General features: G+C 60.7%; 17 protein-coding genes and 1 riboswitch. Of the genes, 14 read left to right on the top strand and 3 right to left on the bottom strand.

The genetic code is table 11. The features are described 5' to 3' along the window. Positions 1-126 precede the first annotated feature (126 nt). Positions 127-666: a flavin reductase family protein gene (locus ACTHUY_RS08080; RefSeq protein ID WP_441678402.1), complete on the top strand. Its 540-nt coding sequence runs from the start codon at positions 127-129 to the stop codon at positions 664-666. 8 nt (positions 667-674) lie between these two features. Next, positions 675-2,120 carry a 4-hydroxyphenylacetate 3-monooxygenase, oxygenase component gene (hpaB, locus tag ACTHUY_RS08075; protein WP_441678401.1) on the top strand — a complete coding sequence of 482 codons (1,446 nt, stop codon included), beginning with the start codon at positions 675-677 and terminating at the stop codon, positions 2,118-2,120. A gap of 260 nt (positions 2,121-2,380) precedes the next feature. On the opposite strand, the gene ACTHUY_RS08070 is transcribed toward hpaB, so the two are convergent. From ACTHUY_RS08070 to ACTHUY_RS08060, 3 genes are all read right to left on the bottom strand, one after another. Then, entirely contained in the window at positions 2,381-3,565 is a 1,185-nt protein-coding gene (locus ACTHUY_RS08070; RefSeq protein WP_441678400.1) for a glycosyltransferase, read from the bottom strand. 236 nt (positions 3,566-3,801) lie between these two features. Continuing rightward, a complete protein-coding gene (locus ACTHUY_RS08065) occupies positions 3,802-4,716 on the bottom strand; it encodes a cation diffusion facilitator family transporter (RefSeq protein ID WP_441678399.1) in 915 nt (304 codons plus the stop codon). Between the two features lie 159 nt (positions 4,717-4,875). After that, on the bottom strand, positions 4,876-6,042 hold the full coding sequence (locus tag ACTHUY_RS08060; protein ID WP_441678398.1) for a hypothetical protein: 1,167 nt from the start codon (positions 6,040-6,042) through the stop codon (positions 4,876-4,878). 70 nt (positions 6,043-6,112) lie between these two features. Next, positions 6,113-6,177: riboswitch (guanidine-III (ykkC-III) riboswitch) on the top strand. 12 nt (positions 6,178-6,189) lie between these two features. On the opposite strand from ACTHUY_RS08060, the gene ACTHUY_RS08055 reads away from it, so the two are divergent. The 12 genes from ACTHUY_RS08055 to ACTHUY_RS08000 all read left to right on the top strand — a co-directional run bounded on the left by ACTHUY_RS08055 (position 6,190) and on the right by ACTHUY_RS08000 (position 20,702). Beyond that, a complete protein-coding gene (locus tag ACTHUY_RS08055; RefSeq protein ID WP_126703783.1) occupies positions 6,190-6,504 on the top strand; it encodes a DMT family transporter in 315 nt (104 codons plus the stop codon). Between the two features lies 1 nt (position 6,505). After that, a complete protein-coding gene (locus ACTHUY_RS08050) occupies positions 6,506-6,976 on the top strand; it encodes a DMT family transporter (protein ID WP_441678397.1) in 471 nt (156 codons plus the stop codon). 352 nt (positions 6,977-7,328) lie between these two features. Continuing rightward, on the top strand, positions 7,329-10,538 hold the full coding sequence (ileS, locus tag ACTHUY_RS08045) for an isoleucine--tRNA ligase (protein WP_441678396.1): 3,210 nt from the start codon (positions 7,329-7,331) through the stop codon (positions 10,536-10,538). Next, on the top strand, positions 10,535-12,082 hold the full coding sequence (locus ACTHUY_RS08040) for a bifunctional folylpolyglutamate synthase/dihydrofolate synthase (RefSeq protein WP_441654100.1): 1,548 nt from the start codon (positions 10,535-10,537) through the stop codon (positions 12,080-12,082). The genes ileS and ACTHUY_RS08040 overlap by 4 nt, the downstream gene beginning before the upstream one ends. Further along, positions 12,082-12,540, top strand: a complete 459-nt coding sequence (locus tag ACTHUY_RS08035; protein WP_441654099.1) for a DUF4233 domain-containing protein — start codon at positions 12,082-12,084, stop codon at positions 12,538-12,540. The genes ACTHUY_RS08040 and ACTHUY_RS08035 overlap by 1 nt, the downstream gene beginning before the upstream one ends. A 55-nt stretch (positions 12,541-12,595) precedes the next feature. Next, a complete protein-coding gene (gene ndk / locus ACTHUY_RS08030; protein WP_441678395.1) occupies positions 12,596-13,006 on the top strand; it encodes a nucleoside-diphosphate kinase in 411 nt (136 codons plus the stop codon). Between the two features lie 450 nt (positions 13,007-13,456). Beyond that, positions 13,457-14,458, top strand: coding sequence for a dihydroxyacetone kinase subunit DhaK (dhaK, locus tag ACTHUY_RS08025; protein WP_441654097.1), 1,002 nt, complete (start codon positions 13,457-13,459; stop codon positions 14,456-14,458). 2 nt (positions 14,459-14,460) lie between these two features. Beyond that, positions 14,461-15,090, top strand: a complete 630-nt coding sequence (gene dhaL, locus ACTHUY_RS08020) for a dihydroxyacetone kinase subunit DhaL (protein ID WP_126703777.1) — start codon at positions 14,461-14,463, stop codon at positions 15,088-15,090. Beyond that, entirely contained in the window at positions 15,087-15,779 is a 693-nt protein-coding gene (gene dhaM / locus ACTHUY_RS08015; RefSeq protein ID WP_228201604.1) for a dihydroxyacetone kinase phosphoryl donor subunit DhaM, read from the top strand. Before dhaL ends, dhaM begins: the two co-directional genes overlap by 4 nt. 240 nt (positions 15,780-16,019) lie before the next feature. Beyond that, positions 16,020-19,565: a chromosome segregation protein SMC gene (gene smc, locus ACTHUY_RS08010; protein WP_441675328.1), complete on the top strand. Its 3,546-nt coding sequence runs from the start codon at positions 16,020-16,022 to the stop codon at positions 19,563-19,565. A gap of 286 nt (positions 19,566-19,851) precedes the next feature. Next, the gene (locus ACTHUY_RS08005) at positions 19,852-20,091 is read left to right on the top strand and encodes a hypothetical protein (RefSeq protein ID WP_126703775.1); all 240 of its coding nucleotides are present in this window, start codon (positions 19,852-19,854) and stop codon (positions 20,089-20,091) included. After that, on the top strand, positions 20,088-20,702 hold the full coding sequence (locus tag ACTHUY_RS08000; RefSeq protein WP_126703774.1) for a nucleoside/nucleotide kinase family protein: 615 nt from the start codon (positions 20,088-20,090) through the stop codon (positions 20,700-20,702). Before ACTHUY_RS08005 ends, ACTHUY_RS08000 begins: the two co-directional genes overlap by 4 nt. The last annotated feature ends 6 nt before the right edge of the window (positions 20,703-20,708 follow it).

Below are 20,708 nucleotides of genomic sequence, written 5' to 3'. Positions count from 1 at the left end.
CTGACGTGGCTATGCAGGTCTGGACTGTCCCGGTATTTGAACCGAGCGTGTTTGGACTGTGCGTATGAGGACGGTGTGCGTTTTGAATGTGCGTAATGACTGTGGGGGATGAGATGAAGGGGAGCGATGGATAGGTACATCGAGCAGCTTGAGAAGCGGAGTGAGCCGCGGCCGCTACCCGCGACTACCGACCTACAAAGGCTCCGGACTGCGTTCTCGCGGTTCCCGACCGGCGTGTGCGTGGTGACGTTCGAAGCGGAGGGTGTGCGGCGGGGAATTACCGTGAACTCCTACACCTCGGTCTCGTTTGATCCTGCTCTTCTACTGGTCTCCATCCAGCGGACAACTTCTTCACATGATCTTTTGTTGAACCGCCCCTTTGCGGTGAATGTCCTCGGATCATCCCAAGAGGCAGTGGCGATGAGCTTCGCTGGTCGGCCTAATGATGCTCCGCAATGGCTGGACGGGGAAATAGCGCCTCGTCTTGATGGATCGATTGCCTGGTTCGAGTGCACACCATGGGCGGATTATGACGGGGGCGACCACACGCTTGTCCTTGGGGAAATACAGTCCTTTGGTTCACGCCGGGGCGATCCGCTTGGCTTTAACGGCTCTCGCTTTACCGAAATCTCAGAGACGGTGCTCGGCCGCGAGCACCTCATGTAAGGAAACCTATGCCAGCCCGCAACGGCGCCTCCTATATTGACAGCCTCAAGCAGATGAACCCGTCCGTCTATCTGGACGGGAAGGTCGATTCCGTCATTGACCACCCAGCGTTTGCCGGAGTGATCCGCTCCTACACTGACCTGTATGACATGCAGGAAGGGGAGAAACAGGACATCCTCACGTTTGAGGAAAACGGCTCCCGCTACGCCACGTCCTTCCTTGTGCCCAAATCTGCCGATGATCTGGTCCGGCGTAGAAGCGCGGCGAGGGAGTGGGCCGAATACTCGGGCGGCATGCTTGGTCGGACCGGGGACTACCTGAACGCCGCTCTGACGGCGCTCGGCCAGGCACGGGACTGGTTTGCGGAAGCCGATGAACAGTTCGCCATCAACATCGAGAACTATGTGCGGTGGGCGAAGGAATCCGATGTTCTCCTCACCGCGACCGTTGGCTCACCCCAAACAAACCGGGCAGTCTCTGCCGCCGAGCAGGGTGGGGGAGAGACGACTCTGCGGGTTGTCGCCCAAGACGACAGCGGGATCACGGTCTCCGGTGCCCGCATGGTGGCGACCAACGCCCCGATTGCCAACGAGATTCTGGTGATGCCGCAGACGGTCCTGCGTACCGGGGTTGATGACAAGCCCTACTCCTTTGCCTTTGCCGTTCCCTCGGATATTGAAGGACTACGGCTGTTGGCCCGTCGCCCGCTCGCATACGGGAATAGCGAGTTTGATGAACCGCTTGCTTCGCGGTTCGAAGAGATCGACGCAATCTGCGTGTTCGACAATGTGCTCGTTCCCTGGGACAGGGTGTTCCTTCTGGGCCACCCCGCCAAGTCCAACGCTATGCTCACCGACACCGGGGCCACTGCCCTTATGGCTCACCAGTCGGTGACGAGAACAACCGTGAAAACCGAGTTCTTTGCCGGCCTGCTGGTGGAGATGGCGGAGGCAATCGGGATCGACCGGTACGGCCACATTCAGGACGACATTGCTCAGGCGATCATGGCGGCCACGATGGGCAGATCAGCACTCCGCGCTGCCGAGGTCGACGGCAAGATCAACGAGTACGGCTTCTTCCAACCAGACATGGCACCGCTTGCGGCCATCCGCACGTGGTTCCCCCGCTATTTCCAGACCCTGCCGGAAACGATTCGGAAGTTCGTTGCCTCCGGTCTTACCGCCCTACCGTACGAATCAGACATGTCGGGGGAGATTGCAGGCGATGCGAGCCGTTACCTCCAGTCGAAAACACTGCCGGGGCGCGACCGCGTCCACCTGTTCAACATGGGCTTCGATGCAGCGGTCTCATCGTTCGCAGGCCGCCAGGGACTTTACGAATACTATTTCCATGGAGACCCACTTCGTATGGCATCCGCTTACCTTGCCTCCACCGACACGAGCGACTACCGGGACCTCGTCGAAAGGATGCTGAAGCGAACACGAGAGTTCTGACTCTCAGCGGTACTGGAGATCTTAAGAGCTGAGTGCGTAGTCGCTATAGCAAAGGTGAATGTCAAGCAGGAACAACGTGGCGTCTTGAGCGCACGAAATTCTGGCCTTCTGGATTCTCCAGCAGTCGTGCGAATCCCATCGTGTGAATCCCGTCGTCTAAATCGGCGTTGAGTTGAGAATGGTTTGTGAGCTTTGAAGGCTCGGTACGTTTGTGGCCACCCGTTTTGGGTGGCCACAAAGCTCTAGATAGTTGTTTTGGGTTAGCTGACGCGGGTGGCTCCGACGGGTGCGTCGACGCCCGCGGGGAGGGTGCTGCCGCGGCGGATATGGGAGCGTAGGGCCGCCTTGGCATAGTTGTCGACCACGGTCATGGTTGCCGCGCGCCACGACTTGCCTCGGGCTGAGGAGAGGGCTCCTGCCGTGAGCTCCGCGCGAAGGTCGGGACGGGACAGAATCTGGGTGATCCGGTCCGCGAACATGGTCGTATCGGCCGGGTTGACGAGGAAACCGTTAATGCCGTCCTGAACAATGTCGGGAATGCCACCGGCGTTGGCACCAACAACGGGGGTGCCGGAGGCCATGGCCTCGAAGGCGACATTGCCGAGCGTGTCGGTCAGCGACGGGAAGGCAAACACATCGGAAGAAGCAAAAGCCGCGGCGAGATCCTCGCCGTGTAGGTAACCCGTGAAGACCGTCTTCGTTCCTGCGAAAGCCTTCTTCAGTTCTTCTTCGAAGGGACCGGAGCCAACAAAGGCGAGACGGGCGTTCGGGATCCTGTCGAGAACGGGGCGTAGCGACAGGAGGTTCTTTTCGGCAGAGAGCCTGCCGACATAAAGAATGAGGGGATCCGACGGATTGCCGGCGGTCAGTCTCTCTCGCATAGCATCGGACTGCTTGGAGGGACGGTACCGTTCCGTGTCGACAGCCTTGGGCCACAGGCTTACTCGTTCAATGCCGAGTGCGCGGGCCTCATCGACCATCGGGACGGAAGGGCACAGGTTAACGTCGGCACGATTGTGGAGCCTGCGGATCCAGAACTCCGACGGCTTACGCAGGACGGGAAGGCCAAAGTCTTCCGTGTACTGGGGGAGAGCCGTGTGATAAGAGGCGAGCAAGGGCAGGTTCATGGTGCGAGCCAGGCGAATGCCCCAGGCTGCGGACGCAATCGGGTTGACCGCGTGAATGATGTCGGGGTTGAACCTGGCGACATGGGAGGTCACAGCGAAACTGGGGATCCCCACGCGCACCTCGGGATACCAGGGCTTAAACGGAGCAGACGGGAGCCGATATACGGGAATCCCGTCGTGCTGCCTAGGGCCAGGGCCGGGGGCAATGACGGCGACATCATGGCCAAGTTCGGAGAGTTCTCTAACTGTATGGGTCAGGCGAGTAACGATGCCGTCGACCTTCGGGGCAAATACCTCGGTAAACATTGCTATACGCACAATTTCAACGTATGTAACGGAGGTTGCCGACAGCCCACAGTTATGGGGGTGTCCCATTGCCGGATGGTTAAGAAACGGTGACAAGGTCACCGAAAGCGGCGTAATACCGTCACTGTTCCCAACCGCTTAACGGCATGTTTACCAGCGGACCTGAGGTGCACCAGAAAAGCAGACGCGGACGATCAAAAAGCTGGACGTAAGTGGAGCGGGCTCAAACGGATGTCTGTGTGGCTGGCTCAGTCGTGGGTGTGGAATTCGTGGTCGGTGTGGCCGACTGGTTCGAGCTGGAAAGTGGTGTGCTCGATGCTAACCGGGAAGTGTTCTTTCACGCAGGCTTGCAGTGCGTCAAGGATCTGGGGCGCGTGATTGTCGTGGAAACAGGAATCGTCGAGAACAACGTGTGCCGACAGGGTGGGGAACCCGGATGAGATCTCGGAGGCGTGCAGATCGTGAACCGCGATAACGTGGGGGAGTTCCAGCATGTGCTGGCGTACTTCTTCAAGGTCCAGCCCTGCCGGGGTTGATTCCAGAAGGATCGCTCCCGATTCCTTCAGGATGATGATTGCCCGGGGCAGGATGAGAAGGGCGATGATCATGCCTGCGATGGCATCTGCCCGCACCCACCCGGTGGTGGCGATGATGATGGCGGAGATGATGACGGCGACCGAACCGAGAGCGTCATTGATGACCTCAAGGAAAGCGGCCCTCATGTTGATGTTTGATTTCCGACCGCCCGAGAGCACGGCAAGGGAAATGAGGTTACCGGCAAGGCCAACAATGCCGAAGATCAGCAGGCCGGTCCCGTGGACCTCGGATGGTTCGATAAGACGCCGGATGCCCTCGACGATGGCGAACATTCCGACAATGAACAGGACAGAAGCCTGGAAGCCTGCGGCAAGAACCTCTGCCCTTCGCATTCCCCAGGTTCTGCGATTGTCCGGAGGACGCAACGTGAGCTGCGTGGCGATCAGCGCCATGAACAGTCCGACCGTGTCAGTCAGCATGTGCCCAGCATCCGTGAGCAACGAGAGGCTCCCGGTCCACAAGGCACCAATAACCTCGGCGACAAGAATTGTGGCGGTTACACCAAAAGCAACAAGCAGGCGATTGCGGTTCGTTGTCGCAGTCGCATGGGAATGATCATGGGACAAAGGGGCCTCCTTACTGTCCGCATAGTACCAGCCTCTGACAGGTGAGCGCTGTGACCTGCTCGTCAGTGCGCGGGTGGCAGAAACCGTTGAACGGGCGGTCTTTCTCGGCCTGCTCCGGGCATCGGTTTGACGTCCCACGAGCTGATAAGAGCCTTGGACTTAGATTTTCCTCTGCCACAGGCCAACGGCCGTGTGCGGGCGGAACCCCATCTGCTCATTAATGCCCCATATCCATTCGTTCTCCCCGGCGTTCCAGGTCTGAATGAAGGTACGTTCGGGAGCCTGCTCGCGGAGGCGCTCCAGGTTGTCAATTTTGATGAGGTAGCCGAGGCGATTGCCGCGGTGCTCTTTGAGGACAAGGGTGTCTTCTTGGATAACGGAGTGCTTGCCGGGCTCAAAGTCCAGCTGGGTGTATCCGGCTAGGTGACCGGTGGGAATGTGCTGGGCCGCGGTGATGATGGAGGTGGTGCCGAGGGTCGCCATCATCTCCTCGCTCTTGATGAGCCGTTCCACGCTGTAGTTCGCTTCGGCCTCAACGATTCCCGCCATCGGCATATCCATCTCGAACGCCGTCATCATTTCCACCATGTCTTCCCGGTACTCTTGCGGAGTTCCACCAGTCCAGGAGAGCAGGCGGTAGTCACCAGATTTGGCAATTGCTGCCTCCCTCAAGGGCGCGAGGACCGTTTCGTCCGCAGGCAGGCTGAGTCTGCTGCAGATTTCCGTCTGGGTGAGTTCGAAACCGGCGGAGATGAGGAAGTCCGAGATAGTGGTGGATGCAAGTGACACATCGGAGCTTGGGGCCCTGTGGTCGGTGCCGAACTTGTGGTCCACGTAGGAGGAGATCTTTGACCGTTTCTCCGTACGAAAAATATTCTGTGCTGTCTCCCAGAGATGTGCGAGTGCGTCTTCGTGTCCCGGCAGGGCGTGGAGGAAGACGTACGCGGAGTCCAGGTTTTCTTTCAGGGGAATGCTAAGTTCGGCGGCTCCAATGACGGTGCCGGGCCAGGGTTGCTCGGGCGTGATCGAGACCGGCTGATCGGAATCCTTATCCCACCGGGCAACCCCATCGGCCGAGCCGGCAAGGAGGGGGAGCCCGTAGTTAGATTCCATTCGCTGCCCGAGGCCTGAGTCGATAGCGAGCAAACAAATGCTGCGCCTCGAGAACTGGTTCCGATATCGAAGGGTTCGGATTTCGGTGGTGGAGACCGATTCTGTGTCGCCCTCCACTAGCAAAGCTGACTGTTCCAGGACGCGGGTGAACTCCTTGATGGCCCGCGACGGCGCCGGCGAGGAAGAGAGTGCTATTTGGGCGATTGTGATCACTAGCAAATTGTGTCACCCGGTGACTGTGTCACCATAGATTGAAGGAAATTCGGTGGTCTTTTAGAGTGTTGACGGCGCCAAAACCGGGCGCGCGGACGAGGGAGCAGTACCCGCACACGACAAGACTGACTCAATGGAGTTGATGTCATGTCCTGGCTTGTCCTTATCCTTTCGGGAGCTTTCGAAGCAGTCTGGGCCGGTGCCCTCGATGCTTCAGATAACTTTAAGAAGCTCAAACCCTCCCTCCTTTTTCTCGTCACGGCCCCCATCAGCGTCATCGGCCTCGCGTGGGCAATGATTGACCTGCCCACGGGAACTGCCTATGCCGTGTGGGTTGGTATCGGTGCCTCGCTCACTGTTATCTATTCCATGTATCGCGGAATCGAGAAGGCGACGCTCGCACGGGTTGGTCTGCTTGTTCTGCTTATTGGCTGCGTTGCCGGACTGAAGGCGGTGAGCTGACATGGCGTGGACAATTCTTCTAATCTCCGCAGTTTTTGAAGCCATCTGGGCAACCGCGCTTGGAGAATCCAACGGTTTTACTGAACCGGTCCCAACAATCATTTTCGCGGTCGCGATGACGATCTCCATGCTTGGCCTTGCCCGGGCAATGAAAGTGATCCCGCTCGGCACCGCCTACGCGGTGTGGACCGGAACGGGTGCTGCCCTCACCGTGGCCTACGCACTCATCACCGGAACCGAGCAGGCAAGCTTCCTCAAGAGCCTGTTCCTCATTGGCATCATCGCCGCCATCGTCGGACTCAAGCTCCTGCCGGCAGATGGCTCGGGGGCCCCCAAGGCCTCAGCGGAAGACAGTGGTTCGTCAAGTACCAGTAGTTCAGCACGTACCGGTGTCACGTCTGCTACCAACGGCGATAATTTGTCCGATGGTGAAGGCAATACTCCCGAGCAGGGCATGCCGGAGAGCCGTTAATAGTTGCAGCGCCCTGCAGAGTTCAGGGCGCCCAACCGTTTCCCGCCGCCATTCCCCTCGTCCACCGATGTCACGTCTTCGTTTTGTGAGAGGTCGTGGAATAGGAATGTGGTGATTTGCGTTCCGATAGATGTAAGCTACTGATTGCTATGACCCGGCCCCGGGAGGGGATATCACCGGCGAGCATCCGGAAGAACGGCAAGAGTTTTTGCTCTGCTTAGTAGAACCGGACGGTTGGGCCCGTCATCGTCTCCTAATGAAGCGGCCGCATGCGGCAAGCGGGGTGGTACCGCGGGAGGATCAAAACCGATTCGCTCGTCCCGGCGCAGGTCAACGAGGAGATGCTGTCCAGATGGCTGACAAGTCCGTACGCTACCCGCTCCACCGCGATGGTGAGGTCGTGGTGTCCCCCAATTTCCCCAAGCTCGAAGAGAGCATTCTCGACTACTGGAAGCAGGACGGCACATTCCAGGCTTCCATTGATAACCGTGACCCGGGGGAGAACGGCTCCAACGAGTTCGTGTTCTATGACGGACCTCCTTTTGCGAACGGCCTGCCCCACTACGGTCACCTGCTGACCGGCTACATCAAGGACCTTGTAGGTAGGTTCCAAACCCAGATCGGTAGGCGCGTTGAACGTCGCTTCGGTTGGGACACTCACGGCCTTCCCGCCGAGCTCGAGGCACAGCGCCTCCTCGGAATCGAAACGAAAGACCAGATTGAGGACATGGGTATTGACAAGTTCAATGCCGAATGTCGTTCCTCTGTTCTGAAGTACACGACGGAATGGGAAGAGTACGTTTCTCGCCAGGCCCGCTGGGTCGACTTCGAAAACGACTACAAGACCCTCGAAACCCCGTACGTCGAGTCCGTGATCTGGGCTTTCAAGAAGCTGTATGACAAGGGACTCGCCTATGAGGGCTACCGCGTGCTGCCCTACTGCTGGAATGACGAGACGCCGCTGTCGAACCACGAACTGAAAATGGATGACGACGTCTACAAGGACCGTCAGGACCAGACCGTCACCGTCGGTGTTCGCCTCGAAACCGGCGAACTGGCACTGATCTGGACCACGACCCCGTGGACCCTGCCCTCAAACCTCGCGATCGCTGTCCACCCGGACGTCAACTACTCGGTTGTCGCACCCGTCACCGGCGATCTAGCCGGCGAGAAGGTTATTCTTGCTGCCGACCTCGTGTCTGCCTACGAGAAGGAACTTGGCGAGGACGCCGAGGTTGTTGACACGATCGTGGGTCGCGATCTCGCAGGCCGTAAGTACGCCCCGATCTTCACCTACTTCCAGGGACGCGACGACTCCGTTGCGCCCGGCCCGAATGCTTTCCAGATCATCACCGGTGACTACGTCACCACCGAGGATGGCACGGGCCTCGTGCACATCGCTCCCGCCTTCGGTGAGGACGACATGGCTGTAGCCGGCGCGGTTGGCATCCAGACCGTTGTCCCGGTCGACGCTGGTGGGGTGTTCACCTCCGAGGTGAGCGACTACGAGGGCATGCAGGTGTTCGAGGCGAACATGCCGATCATCCGCGACCTGCGCGACGGTACGGGTCCCATGGCCGGACGCGGTAACGACCGCCCGGTCCTGGTCCGCCAGGCCTCTTACGTGCACTCCTACCCGCACTGCTGGCGCTGCCGCGAACCCCTTATCTACAAGGCGGTTACCTCCTGGTTTGTTCGGGTTACGGACTTCCGTGACCGCATGGTCGAGTTGAACGAGGACATCACGTGGGTCCCCGAGCACATCAAGCACGGCCAGTTCGGTAACTGGCTGGCTGGCGCTCGCGACTGGTCGATTTCCCGCAACCGCTACTGGGGTAGCCCCATCCCCGTCTGGGTGTCGGACAACCCCGAGTACCCGCGCACCGACGTGTACGGGTCACTGGCTGAGCTGGAGGCGGACTTCGGTCGGTTGCCGATGAACGAGAAGGGTGAAGTGGATCTCCACCGCCCCTACATCGATGACCTGACGCGGCCGAACCCGGACGACCCGACCGGCAATTCAACCATGAAGCGTATCCCGGATGTTCTTGACGTCTGGTTCGACTCGGGTTCGATGCCGTTCGCTCAGGTCCACTACCCATTCGAGAACGAGGAATGGTTTGAGAACCACTACCCGGGTGACTTCATTGTCGAGTACATCGGTCAGACCCGCGGCTGGTTCTACACCCTTCACGTGCTCGCCACCGCACTGTTCGACAAGCCGTCCTTCCGCACCTCCGTTTCCCACGGCATCGTCCTCGGTAACGACGGTCAGAAGATGAGTAAGTCGCTCCGCAACTACCCGGACGTCTACGAAATGTTCGACGAGGTCGGCGCGGACGCGATGCGCTGGTACCTCATGGCCTCCCCAATCGTCCGTGGCGGCAACCTCATCGTCACCGAGCAGGGCCTGCGCGACACGGTCCGTCAGGTGCTCCTGCCCCTGTGGAACACGTATTACTTCTTCTCCCTCTACGCCGGCACCTGCAATCAGGGTGCGGGCTACGAAGCGAAGCTCGTCGAAGATCCCACGAACCTGGATGTCATGGACCGCTACCTGCTGGCCTCCACCAAGAAGCTTGCCGAAGGCGTCCGTGCCGACCTCGAATCCTACGAGATCGCGAACGCTACCGAGCGGGTCCGCCAGTTCCTTGACCTGCTGACCAACTGGTACGTCCGCACCTCCCGCGACCGCTTCTGGAACGAAGAGGAAGGTGCTTTCGACAGCCTCTACACGGCCCTCGAAACCCTTTCCAAGGTCATTGCGCCTCTCGCACCGCTCGTTGCGGAAGAAGTCTGGCGCGGACTCACCGGAGGCCGCTCCGTGCACCTGACCGACTGGCCGACCCCGCCCGCGGCCTGGGACAACGACGAACTCGTCGAGGTCATGAACGAAGTCCGGGCCGTGGTCTCCGCCGCCCACTCGCTCCGCAAGGCCGAGAAGCTTCGCGTGCGCCAGCCGCTGCGAGGCCTCGAATGCGTCACCAACCTGGACCTGTCGCCGTTCGCCAATTTGATCGCCCACGAGGTCAACGTCAAGAACGTGACCTTCACGAATGCGGCCGAATCCGGCCTTGAAGTGAACGAAACCCTTGCCGTGCAGCCGCGTGAGCTCCCCGGTGATCTCCGTAAGCTCACCTCGGCACTGTTCAAGGCAGCGAAGTCCGGTGCTTGGCACAAGGACGGCGAGAACGTCGTCATGGAACTGGACGAGCCCGTGACCTTGGAGCCCGGCCAGTTCACCCTGACGACGGTGGTCAACGCGAAGGATGGCGACGTGGCAACCGTGCTTGACTCCGGATCCTTCGTTGTTCTCGACACCGAACTCGATGAGGAACTGCTGGCCGAGGGCTATGCTCGCGACCTAATCCGTCAGATCCAGGACACCCGCAAGGCCAGCGACCTCCATGTCGCCGACCGCATCAAACTCACCCTCATTGTCCCGGCCGCGGACATCGCTGCCGTCGAGGCAAATCTCGAGCTGATCAAGGCCGAGACGCTTGCCCTCGAGGTCGATCTCACCGAGGGTGAGCTGTCAATTACTACGGAGAAGATTGCGTGACAACACCCAATCCTGAGGACCGCGAGGACCTGGGACTGACCGACAGCAAGGCGATCGAAGCCGAGAAGCAGGCCCAGAAGGAATACGAGGAGGCGGTCCAGCAGATCGCGGCCTCGGGCCTCCTCGGCGACTCCGACATTATTGCCGAAGTCATTGCAGAGCCCGACCCGACGCTCGAGCTTGCGCAGGAGAGTGGCATGGAGGAGCGGATGGCGGAAATTGCCGTCGAGCTTCTTGCCCGTGCCCCCGAACACGACGTGCAGCCCTCGACCCAGCGGGTTGTCGACTGCCTCGACATTCTCGGTAACCCCCAAAACTCCTACCGGTCGATCCACATCACCGGAACGAACGGCAAAACCTCGACATCCCGGATGATCGCAGCCCTGCTCGCGGAGAAGGGCCTGCGGGTGGGCCGCTACACGTCGCCCCACATGCACACCATGAGGGAGCGAGTGACGATCGATGGGGAGATCCTGTCCCGGCAGGACTGGGTCGATGCGTGGGACCAAATCCAGCCCGCCATCACCCTCGTTGACCGGGCCTCGGCCGCCGCAGGCGGCCCTCCCATGTCCACCTTCGAGGTGTACACGGTTCTTGCCTACGCCGCCTTCGCCGACGCACCGGTTGACGTGGCCGTTGTTGAGGTCGGCATGGGAGGCAGGTGGGATGCGACGAACGTGATCGATGCCGATGTCGCAGTACTGACGACAATTGATGTCGACCACTCGAAGTTCCTTGGCCCCACGCGCGAAGAGGCAGCTCAGGAAAAGGTTGGAATCATCAAGGACGGTGCCACCGTGATCTCCGCAATCCAGCACCCCGACGTGCTACCAATCCTCGCGGAAGCCGTCACCTCTCATCGCGCGCACCTGGAGATCGAAGCGAAGGACCTACTCCTGCTGGACCGCACCCCGGGTGTCGGTGGTCAGATGATCTCCATTCAAACCCCGGCGGCCACCTACCAGGAGATCCCCTTCAACCTGCTGGGCCGCCACCAGGCCCGCAACGGCCTTCTTGCAATCGCCGCGGTTGAGGCGTTCTTCGGGGGAGGGGCCCTCGACGGCACCGTCCTCGAGCACGCCCTCATGGCGGCCTCCTCGCCGGGCCGGCTCGAGGTGGTCCGCAACTCCCCGACGGTCGTCGTGGATGGTGGGCACAACCCATCAGGCGTGGAAGCCGCAGCCGGCGCCATGAAGGAAACGTTCCACGGCCCGATCGTTGGCGTGTTTGCTGCTATGGCGGACAAGGAGGTCGAGCAGATGCTCGGAGTCCTGGAACCCGTGCTTGACGCCATCGTTGTCACCAACCTGTCGAACCCGCGTGCACTTCCCATCGAGGATGCTCGCGAAATCGCCGAAGATGTCTTCGGGGAAGAACGGGTGCGCGAGGAATACGACCTGCTGGAAGCGGTCGACATGGCAGCCTCGCTTGCCGAATCGCTCAACAAGGAAGAGATGACAGCACCTGCGGTCCTCACCATCGGCTCCATTGAGCTGGCTTCCCGGGTCAGAGAGCTGTTTGGAAAGGCGGCCAGGAGCATTTAATGGCACGTAATCCGCTGACGGCACCGATCCCCAAAGGGTCGGCCCTCGCTCAGTTCACGCTCACGATGCTGATTCTTGAGATCTTCGTCGTACTGTTTGGCGGCGTCGCTGCCATTGGCCTGCGCCTCGCCAGCCCCGGTGTCATCTGGACCGTGACCGGCGTCGGCATGGCCTTCTGCCTGATCGCAGCCATCGCTATCAGGAAATCCCCGAACGTCGGCCTCGTGCTCGGCTCTATCGCCCAGGCCGTCGTTCTCGCGATGGGGATCTGGATGCCGGTCTCGCTCGTAGTGGGGATTACCTTCCTGGCATTGTGGGTTGCCTCGATCTACTGGGGTTCCAAGCTCGACCGCGAACGCGAGATCCGCCGTGTCGAACAAGCGCAGTGGGAAGCAGAGCAGGAAGCGAACGCCCACGAAGGAACACAAACCGAAGCGGAAGATGGCTCGAATTCCTAACGCCCCCTGGGGCTTAGGTCACGGGTTTTCTTCAGTCGAGAGATAGAATTCACGCATGGAACAGACTCTTCTTCTTATCAAGCCAGACGGTGTCAAACGTCATCTCACCGGCGAGGTGCTCGCCCGCGTTGAGCGTAAGGGCTACGTCATGACCGATCTGAAAATGGTCACGGCCACCGAGGAGCTCCTCAGCGAGCACTACGCCGAGCATCGGGAGAAGTCGTTCTTCCCCGACCTCACGACCTACATGACGTCCGGCCCGATCGTCGCGGTTATCGTCGAAGGCGCCCGCGTCATCGAAGGTATTCGCTCCTTGTCCGGCTCTACCGAACCGACGCTCGCCGCACCGGGCACCATCCGTGGCGACCTGGGCCGCGACTGGGGCACCGGTCAGATCGAAAACATCGTCCACTCCTCAGACTCGCCCGAGTCGGCCGCACGCGAGATCGGTCTCTGGTTCAACTAAGGAGAATGGGCCGGTTCAGCTAAGTACGGACCTGACCTCCCCGTGTAAACCCGCATCCTCCATTCCTCCGTCCCTGCTGTGGGGGCTTCCGAATATTCGGAAGCCCCCGTTCCTATGGCCAATCCTCTCCCTCGCTCTCCCTCGCGCTCCCTCACTACTTCAGTCCCTCTCTCACTCTCTCTATTTCGCCTCCTCTTTCTCGCACCGCCCTATGGGCTGCATGCAACGTGCCTGGACTAGCTACCCGGGCCGCTCGCCTTGACGTGTCGGGGAGCGAGAGGTGACTCGTGCCGGTTGAGGGCCCGGACATGCGGATTCACCCGAAACTCTCAAGAAGTTGTCACACGCTGGTTCGCGCTCGGTGAAGGCCGTCTCTGGTTCAGTCGCTCTGACCGCCTCCGGGGCGTATAGTGTGGGGTGGAACACCATGATCTGGCCAAAGGAGTCCCAGTGAAAAAGCTCATCAATGATCCACATAATGTCGTCATCGAATCAGTCCGCGGCTTCGCCCTTGCACACGCCGAGCAGGTCACGGTCCAAGAGGACCCGATGTTTGTTGCCCGCGCACAGGAGAAGGAGTCCGGCAAGGTCGCTCTTGTCTCCGGTGGCGGCTCGGGCCACGAGCCGCTCCACGCTGGCTTTGTCGGTCACGGCATGCTTGACGCTGCCGTTCCCGGCGCCGTCTTTACCTCGCCCACCCCGGATCCGATCCTGGCTGCAACGCAGGCCGTTGACCGCGGGGCTGGCGTCCTCCACATCGTCAAGAACTACACGGGCGACGTTCTCAACTTCGAGACCGCGGCAGAGCTTGCCGAGGCTGAAGACATCAAGGTGGCTTCCGTTGTCGTCAACGACGACGTAGCTGTCGAGGACTCCCTGTACACCGCCGGACGCCGTGGCGTTGCTGGCACCATGCTTGTTGAGAAGATCGCGGGCGCTGCGGCCGAGCGCGGTGACGACCTCGAGGGCGTCACGGCCGTTGCTCAGCGCGTCATCGACAACGTGCGTTCCATGGGCGTGGCACTCACGGCCTGCACGGTTCCGCACGCGGGCAAGCCTTCCTTTGACCTGGATGACGACGAAGTAGAGATCGGCATCGGCATCCACGGTGAGCCGGGACGGCACCGGATCCCCATGGCAACCGCCGATGAGATCACCGACCAGCTTCTCGACCCGGTCGTCAAGGATCTGTCCTTGGCCGGTGGCGAGAAGGTTATCGTCCTCGTCAACGGCATGGGCGGAACCCCGCTGTCCGAGCTCTACATCATGTATGCCCGCGTTGCGAAGCGCCTGGGTGAACTGAACGTTGAGGTGGCTGGTAGCCTCGTTGGCTCCTACATCACCAGCTTGGAGATGCAGGGAGCATCGGTCACGCTGCTCAAGGCAGACGATGAGATGATCGAACTGTTTGAAGCCCCCGTTAACACGGTGGCCTACCGAAAGGGAATGTAAGCATGACACTTGGTAAGGATTGGGCAATCGCCTGGATCGAGGGATGCGTCAAGACCGTGTCCGAGCACAGAGAAGAGCTGATCGAGCTTGACCGTGCCATCGGAGACGGCGACCACGGTGAAAACCTCGACCGCGGCTTCACGGCCGTTAAGTCGAAGCTGTCCAGTGCCGATGTGTCGAACTCCGGAGACGTTCTCAAGCTTGTTGCCACGACACTCATGTCGACCGTGGGCGGCGCCTCCGGTCCGCTTCTGGGAACGGCCTTCCTTCGAGCATCGAAGGAAGTAACCGCCGATAACCTTGGACCCCGCGACGTTGTTGCGATGCTGGAAGCTGGCCTTGCCGGCATCCAGGCTCGCGGCAAGGCGGACGAGGGGGAGAAGACCATGGTTGACGCCTGGGCCCCCGCCGTACGCGCAGCCGAGAAGGCCGCCAAGGACGGACTCGCCCCCGAGGCTGTTCTCCGTGCCGCAGCGGATGCTGCTCAGGCCGGTGCCGTCGCAACGGGACCCCTGAAGGCCACGAAGGGACGTGCCTCCTACCTGGGTGAGCGTTCCATCGGTCACCGCGACCCGGGAGCCACCTCGAGCGCCTACCTGCTGGAAGAGGCTGCTAAGGCGGCAGAGAAGTGAGCATCGGCGTCGGTCTCGTCCTCGTCTCCCATTCCGACTCCCTCGCCAAGGGGCTTGCTGAATTAGCGAGCCAAATGGCAGAGGATGTGGAAATTGTCCCGGCTGGAGGCTTGGATGATGGAAGCATCGGAACGTCGTACGAGAAGATCGAGGCCGCGATCACCGGTCTGAGGAAGAAGGGCCTCGCGGTCCTTGCCCTGACCGACCTGGGATCGGCGACGATGACGGTGGAAGCCGTCCTTGAGGCCCTCGAGGACCGCGAAATCGTCTTCGAGGACGCACCGTTCGTTGAAGGAACGATCGCCGCAGCGGTGGCAGCCCAGCAGGGCTCCGAGCTGTGGGATGTTGCGGGAGCCGCAACATCCGCAGCTATCCTCTACGCGGAAAAGCTCGACACGACCCCGATGTCGGACTCCGGTAGCGAGGACGCCGAAGGCGTCTTCAAGCGGGACGCCGTTGTTGCTGACGAGGCAGGGCTTCATGCTCGGCCCGCCGCACAGATCGCGGCTCTTGCCGGCGAGTACGACGGTGAGATCCTGATCAACGACGCGGAAGCAGATTCGATCATGTCGATCATGGCTCTCGGGATTAAGAAGGGCGAGACCGTCACCGTCTCCACCCAGGACCCCAAGTGCTGGGCCGGCGTTGACCGGATCGCTGAAGCAATCGCCGAAGGACTCGACAAGTAATCGAGAACTTCACGAAACCGGCAGGCTAATAGCCATAACCAAGAGACACGAAGAGGTGGAGGGTCGAGGAAGCTCGGCCCTCCACCTCTTTAGTGCGTTATTTCCGCATGGTCAGGAAGGATCCTCAAGGCCGATCTGGTCCGGCTTGGTCCAGCCTGACTCCCTCGTTGGGCTTCTTCCTGTCCGATGACACTGCTCTACCTGCACAATCATTGCTGTTTCGTGTCCTAAACTGATTCAGTGCATCTCAAACAGCTGACGCTCCGCGGTTTCAAGTCCTTTGCGACCGCGACAACGCTGACCTTCGAACCGGGAATCAACTGCGTGGTTGGCCCTAACGGCTCAGGTAAGTCAAACGTTGTTGATGCTCTGTCGTGGGTTATGGGAGAGCAGGGAGCGAAAACCTTGCGCGGTGGCTCCATGGCCGACGTGATCTTTGCGGGAACCGCTGACCGACCGGCGCTTGGTCGTGCCGAAGTGTCGCTCACGATCGACAACTCGGATGGTGCGTTGCCGATCTCCTATACGGAAGTCACAATCTCCCGCACCCTGTTCCGTTCGGGTGGCTCCGAGTATGCGATCAACGGATCCCCGGTTCGTCTTCTCGATATCCAGGAACTGCTCTCCGACACCGGCATGGGACGGGAGATGCACGTCATTGTGGGCCAGGGCAGGCTTGACTCGGTCCTGCAAGCAACACCCGAGGAACGGCGCTCCTTTATCGAAGAGGCTGCCGGTGTTCTCAAACACCGCAGGCGCAAAGAGAAAGCCATTAGGAAGATGGAGTCAATGGAGGCAAACCTCCACCGACTCTCCGACCTCACTGCCGAGCTCCGCAGGCAACTCGGCCCCCTCGCCAGGCAGGCGAAAGCCGCGCGTAGCGCACAGGTGATCCAAGCCGATCTGCGCGACGCTCAGGCACGCCTCCTCGCCGACGATATTGCTCAGGTGCAGGCGCGCCTCAGCGCCGCCGAGGAAGACGAGACACGGCTCAAAGCGCGTCGGGATGAGCTCGTTGGCAAGCGCAATGCGGTCCGTGAAGAAGTGGGACTCCTCGAAGAGGAGCGATCCCGCGCCAACCCCGTGATCGCCGATCTCACGGAATCCTGGCAGCGTCTCTCAACCCAGGCAGAGCGCTTCAGCTCGCTGGTGAACCTCGCCGGTGAGCGCGCACGCTCACTGTCCACCCACCAGGAAACCCAGCGCAGGGAATCACCCGAAGAGCTCCGTTCCCGGGCGGCCACCGTGCGTGCCGAAGAAACCGAACTCCAACACCGTCGCGACGAAGCAGAGCGCTTGCTCAATAGCTCGATCGAGGCACGTGAGAAGGCGGAAGCCAGCGAGAAGGAACTCGACCGCGAAATCTCGTCCCTAACGAGAGCTATTGCCGACCGAAGAGAAGATGCGGCACGACTATCGGGGCGCATTGTTACGGCGACGAGCCGGGTCCAGTCGCTTGAGGAAGAACGGGAACGCGTTGAAGCGTCCCGCACCTCCGCCCAGGATCGCCACGAGGATGCTCGGGCAAAGGTCGCCACGGCAGAAGAATCGATCGTTGCACACGACGGGGGCGGCGACGAGCTGTCGAAGCAACACGAAGCGCTCGCGGAGAAACTCGCTGAAGCAAAGGCCGCTCTCAACGAAGCGCGCAACAGGCAGTCGGATGCTCGGGGACGCAGGGACGTTTCCCAGACCCGCGCGGAAACCCTTGCCCTGTCCCTCGAACCGGAGGACGGCTCTGCCGATGTCCTGGAGAACGTCGTCGGTGTAACCGGCTGGTTGCGCGTTCTGCTAGAAGTTGAGGACGGCTGGGAAGCCGCCTCGGAAACCGCTCTCGGAGACGTTGCTGGTGCACTCACTGCCGAGAGCGTTGACTCCGCCGTTGCCGCGATCCGCTACGTTCGCGAAGGCGACGGCGGCCGCGTCGTTCTCGTTGTTGAAGGCGAACACTCGGAGGCTGACGTTGCCAAGCAGGAGCGTGCGCGCGTTGCACTGAAGAGCGTTGGTGAGTCGGCGGAGGATGCGATTTTGGCAACCGATGCCATGCGCGGGTGGGACGGCCTCGAAGCCGCCTTAGCAGGAACGATTCTTGCCGCCGATCTGACGTTGGCACGCAGGCTCGTGGAAGAAGGCGCCCCGCGCGTTGTCACCCGCGATGGTGATTCGGTAGGACCGGACTCCGCCCGCGGCGGCTCCGTTTCGGAAGCCTCGATCCTTGCGAGACAGGCTGCCGCACGTGCCGCTCAATCCGAGTCCGATCGGGCAGCAACGGACCTTGTTGCGGCTGGCGAGGACGTTGAGAAAGCTCAGGAACACCTCGATGAGATCGAAGGTAGATACGCGGAAGCGGCCTCCGAACTCCACACTCGTGACGCTCAGCTTGCCGCCGCCACGGCAGAGCTTGGTGTGCTCCGACAGTCCCTGACTGCCGCACGCGGCGAGGTTGAAAGGAACACGGCGCGACTGGAGAAGATCGCCACTGAGCTGGCCGAGCGCAAGGATGAACTGGCACGCCTCGAATCGGACCGGGAGGCCCGCGACGTGGCGCCCGAAGATCTCGAGGGCAGGCTTTCTGCGGCGCAGGCCAGCAAAGAATCTCTGCATGAGAAGACCGTGGCTACTCGTTCCGAGGAGACGGAGGCGAGGCTTGCCCTGCGAGTAGCGCAGGAGCGCGCCACGGTTATTGCTGGCAAGGCCGATGCTTTAGAGCGTCACGCTCGTGCGGAAGAAGCACGGCTTATCGAGGAGCAGCGCAGGCTTGCCCGCCGAGCGCACCATGCGAAGATTGCCCAGCAGGTTGCGGAACTCGCCGGATCAACCCTTGAGAAGGTTGAGATTGCGCGGGATACTGCGGCACGGCTACGTAAGGAAGCTGAGTCCGGTCGCGCCGATCGAGACATTGCTCTGGCTCAGGCCCGGAAACGACTCGATGCAGTCCAGGAGAGCCTGACTGAGGTTGACGATGCTGCCAACCGGCGGGATATTGCCCGCGCCGAGCAACGCATCATTCTGGAACAGCTCGAGGAGAAGGCACGCGCCGAACTGGCCATGGACGGGGGAGACCTCGTGGGCGAATTCGGTCCTCTCGTCGATGTTCCCGGTGAAGACGGTCCCACGCCTTACGTTCGCGAGGAACAGCAGAAACGTTACGAGCAGGCCCAGCGGAAGCTGGCCCGCCTTGGCAAAATTAACCCGCTTGCCCTCGAAGAGCACGCAGCCCTCGAGGAGCGCCACACCTACCTGTCGAATCAGCTCGATGATCTGCGCAAATCAAAGGCCGATCTCGTTCAGATCGTCAATGACATCGACGAGAAGGTCCAGGCCGTTCTGAGCGACGCGTACCGGGATGTGCAAGACGCGTTCGTTCACGTCTTCTCGACACTCTTTCCGGGTGGCGACGGCAAGCTCGTTCTCACGGGAGATGATCCGCTAACGGCAGGTATCGAGATTGAGGCCCGGCCACCCGGCAAGCGAGTCAAGCGGCTCTCGTTGCTGTCCGGTGGCGAACGGTCCCTGACGGCGCTCGCGTTCCTTGTCGCGATCTTCAAGGCGCGTCCCTCGCCCTTCTACGTCCTCGACGAAGTCGAGGCCGCACTGGATGACGTGAACCTCGGACGAATGCTGACGATGTTCAAGGAACTACAGAACTCCTCCCAGCTCATCGTCATCACCCACCAGAAGAGGACGATGGAGATCGCGGATACGATCTACGGCGTCGCCATGCGAGATCAGGGCGTCTCCACCGTCATCTCCCAGCGCCTCAAGGACATCCGGCCGACCGAATAGCGGGAGTGCATGGGCTGATTGACTAGCGGGTGGGAACGATTCATAGCCAACGAAAAACTGTGCGGGTTGACCGGGCGAGTGGGACCGGACCGTAGAGTTGCAACCGCATCCGCAACCGCGCCGGTATGCCAGGCCAAGGAACGTAGCCCGTTCCTGTCCTATTTGGAACGGGTATCGATAGTGTTGACCTAGGACGGCGTTGTCCAGTGAATCCGGACGTTACAGTTTGATCACGTGGCCGTGTCTCAACGTGCAAAGCCATGACCAGCGAGGACATAATAGAGGCGTGTCGTTCGGAATGATTCTTGCCATCCTTGGCCTTGTTGCTGTCCTCGTCGCTGTCGCCATGCTCGTGCGACGAGATCCCGATGCTGCTCAGACGTGGGACGAGACCCGCGGCCTCGTGCAGGGTTCCTACAGCGCGCTCAGAAACCGCGAGCTTGGGAATTACGCGGATGATATTGATGATGTTTCCCTCGGAGAGTTCTTCTCTTCCGGCACTGAAAAGAACCCCGGCCGCTCATGACGCGCTTCCGGCTTCCACCGGAGCTACTTGATCGCGCCCGTGGGTTCCGAACCCGAACAATTCTTGGCATTGCGGGAGCACCCGGTGCCGGGAAATCAACTCTCGCAGCAGCGGTGAAAGAAGCGCTCGGTGACAGGTGCGCAGTTGTCGGCATGGATGGTTTCCACTATACGAACGAAGAGCTGGAGCGACTCGGGCGGCGCGACCGTAAAGGTGCCCCCGACACGTTCGATGCATACGGCTACATTGCACTTCTTAACCGACTCCGCACCGAGCAACGGGATATCTACGCGCCCGCCTATCAGAGAGGCATTGGTTACTCGATATCCGGAGCAGTCCGGATACCAGCCTCCGTTAACCTCGTCATCACCGAAGGCAACTATCTGCTCCTTGATGAGGAGCCCTGGTCCGGAGTCAAAAACCTTCTCGACGAGTCCTGGTACGTGGACCTCGATGGCCCGACCCGCATCGCGCGCCTAATCGAACGGCACGTGGAATCCGGGAAGACACGAGAGAAAGCTGAAGCGTGGACCCTCGGCCCCGACCAGGCCAACGCCGAACTTATCGCTTCATCACAAGCACATGCGGACAAAATCATTACGCTGACCTGAGCAACC

The sequence above is a fragment of the Flaviflexus sp. genome, from assembly GCF_052087705.1.
Classification (GTDB): domain Bacteria; phylum Actinomycetota; class Actinomycetes; order Actinomycetales; family Actinomycetaceae; genus Flaviflexus; species Flaviflexus ciconiae.
The sequence above is the reverse complement of the archived record's forward strand: the minus strand, read 5'-3'. Positions and strand labels throughout refer to the sequence as shown.

What these genes read in the sequence shown, in the direction of transcription:
- ACTHUY_RS08080 (WP_441678402.1), top strand. Translation starts at nt 127, where the DNA reads ATGGATAGGTACATCGAGCAGCTTGAGAAGCGGAGTGAGCCGCGGCCG.
- hpaB (WP_441678401.1), top strand. Translation starts at nt 675, where the DNA reads ATGCCAGCCCGCAACGGCGCCTCCTATATTGACAGCCTCAAGCAGATG.
- ndk (WP_441678395.1), top strand. Translation starts at nt 12,596, where the DNA reads ATGGAACAGACTCTTCTTCTTATCAAGCCAGACGGTGTCAAACGTCAT.
- ileS (WP_441678396.1), top strand. Translation starts at nt 7,329, where the DNA reads ATGGCTGACAAGTCCGTACGCTACCCGCTCCACCGCGATGGTGAGGTC.
- ACTHUY_RS08035 (WP_441654099.1), top strand. Translation starts at nt 12,082, where the DNA reads ATGGCACGTAATCCGCTGACGGCACCGATCCCCAAAGGGTCGGCCCTC.
- ACTHUY_RS08000 (WP_126703774.1), top strand. Translation starts at nt 20,088, where the DNA reads ATGACGCGCTTCCGGCTTCCACCGGAGCTACTTGATCGCGCCCGTGGG.
- dhaL (WP_126703777.1), top strand. Translation starts at nt 14,461, where the DNA reads ATGACACTTGGTAAGGATTGGGCAATCGCCTGGATCGAGGGATGCGTC.
- ACTHUY_RS08055 (WP_126703783.1), top strand. Translation starts at nt 6,190, where the DNA reads ATGTCCTGGCTTGTCCTTATCCTTTCGGGAGCTTTCGAAGCAGTCTGG.
- ACTHUY_RS08050 (WP_441678397.1), top strand. Translation starts at nt 6,506, where the DNA reads ATGGCGTGGACAATTCTTCTAATCTCCGCAGTTTTTGAAGCCATCTGG.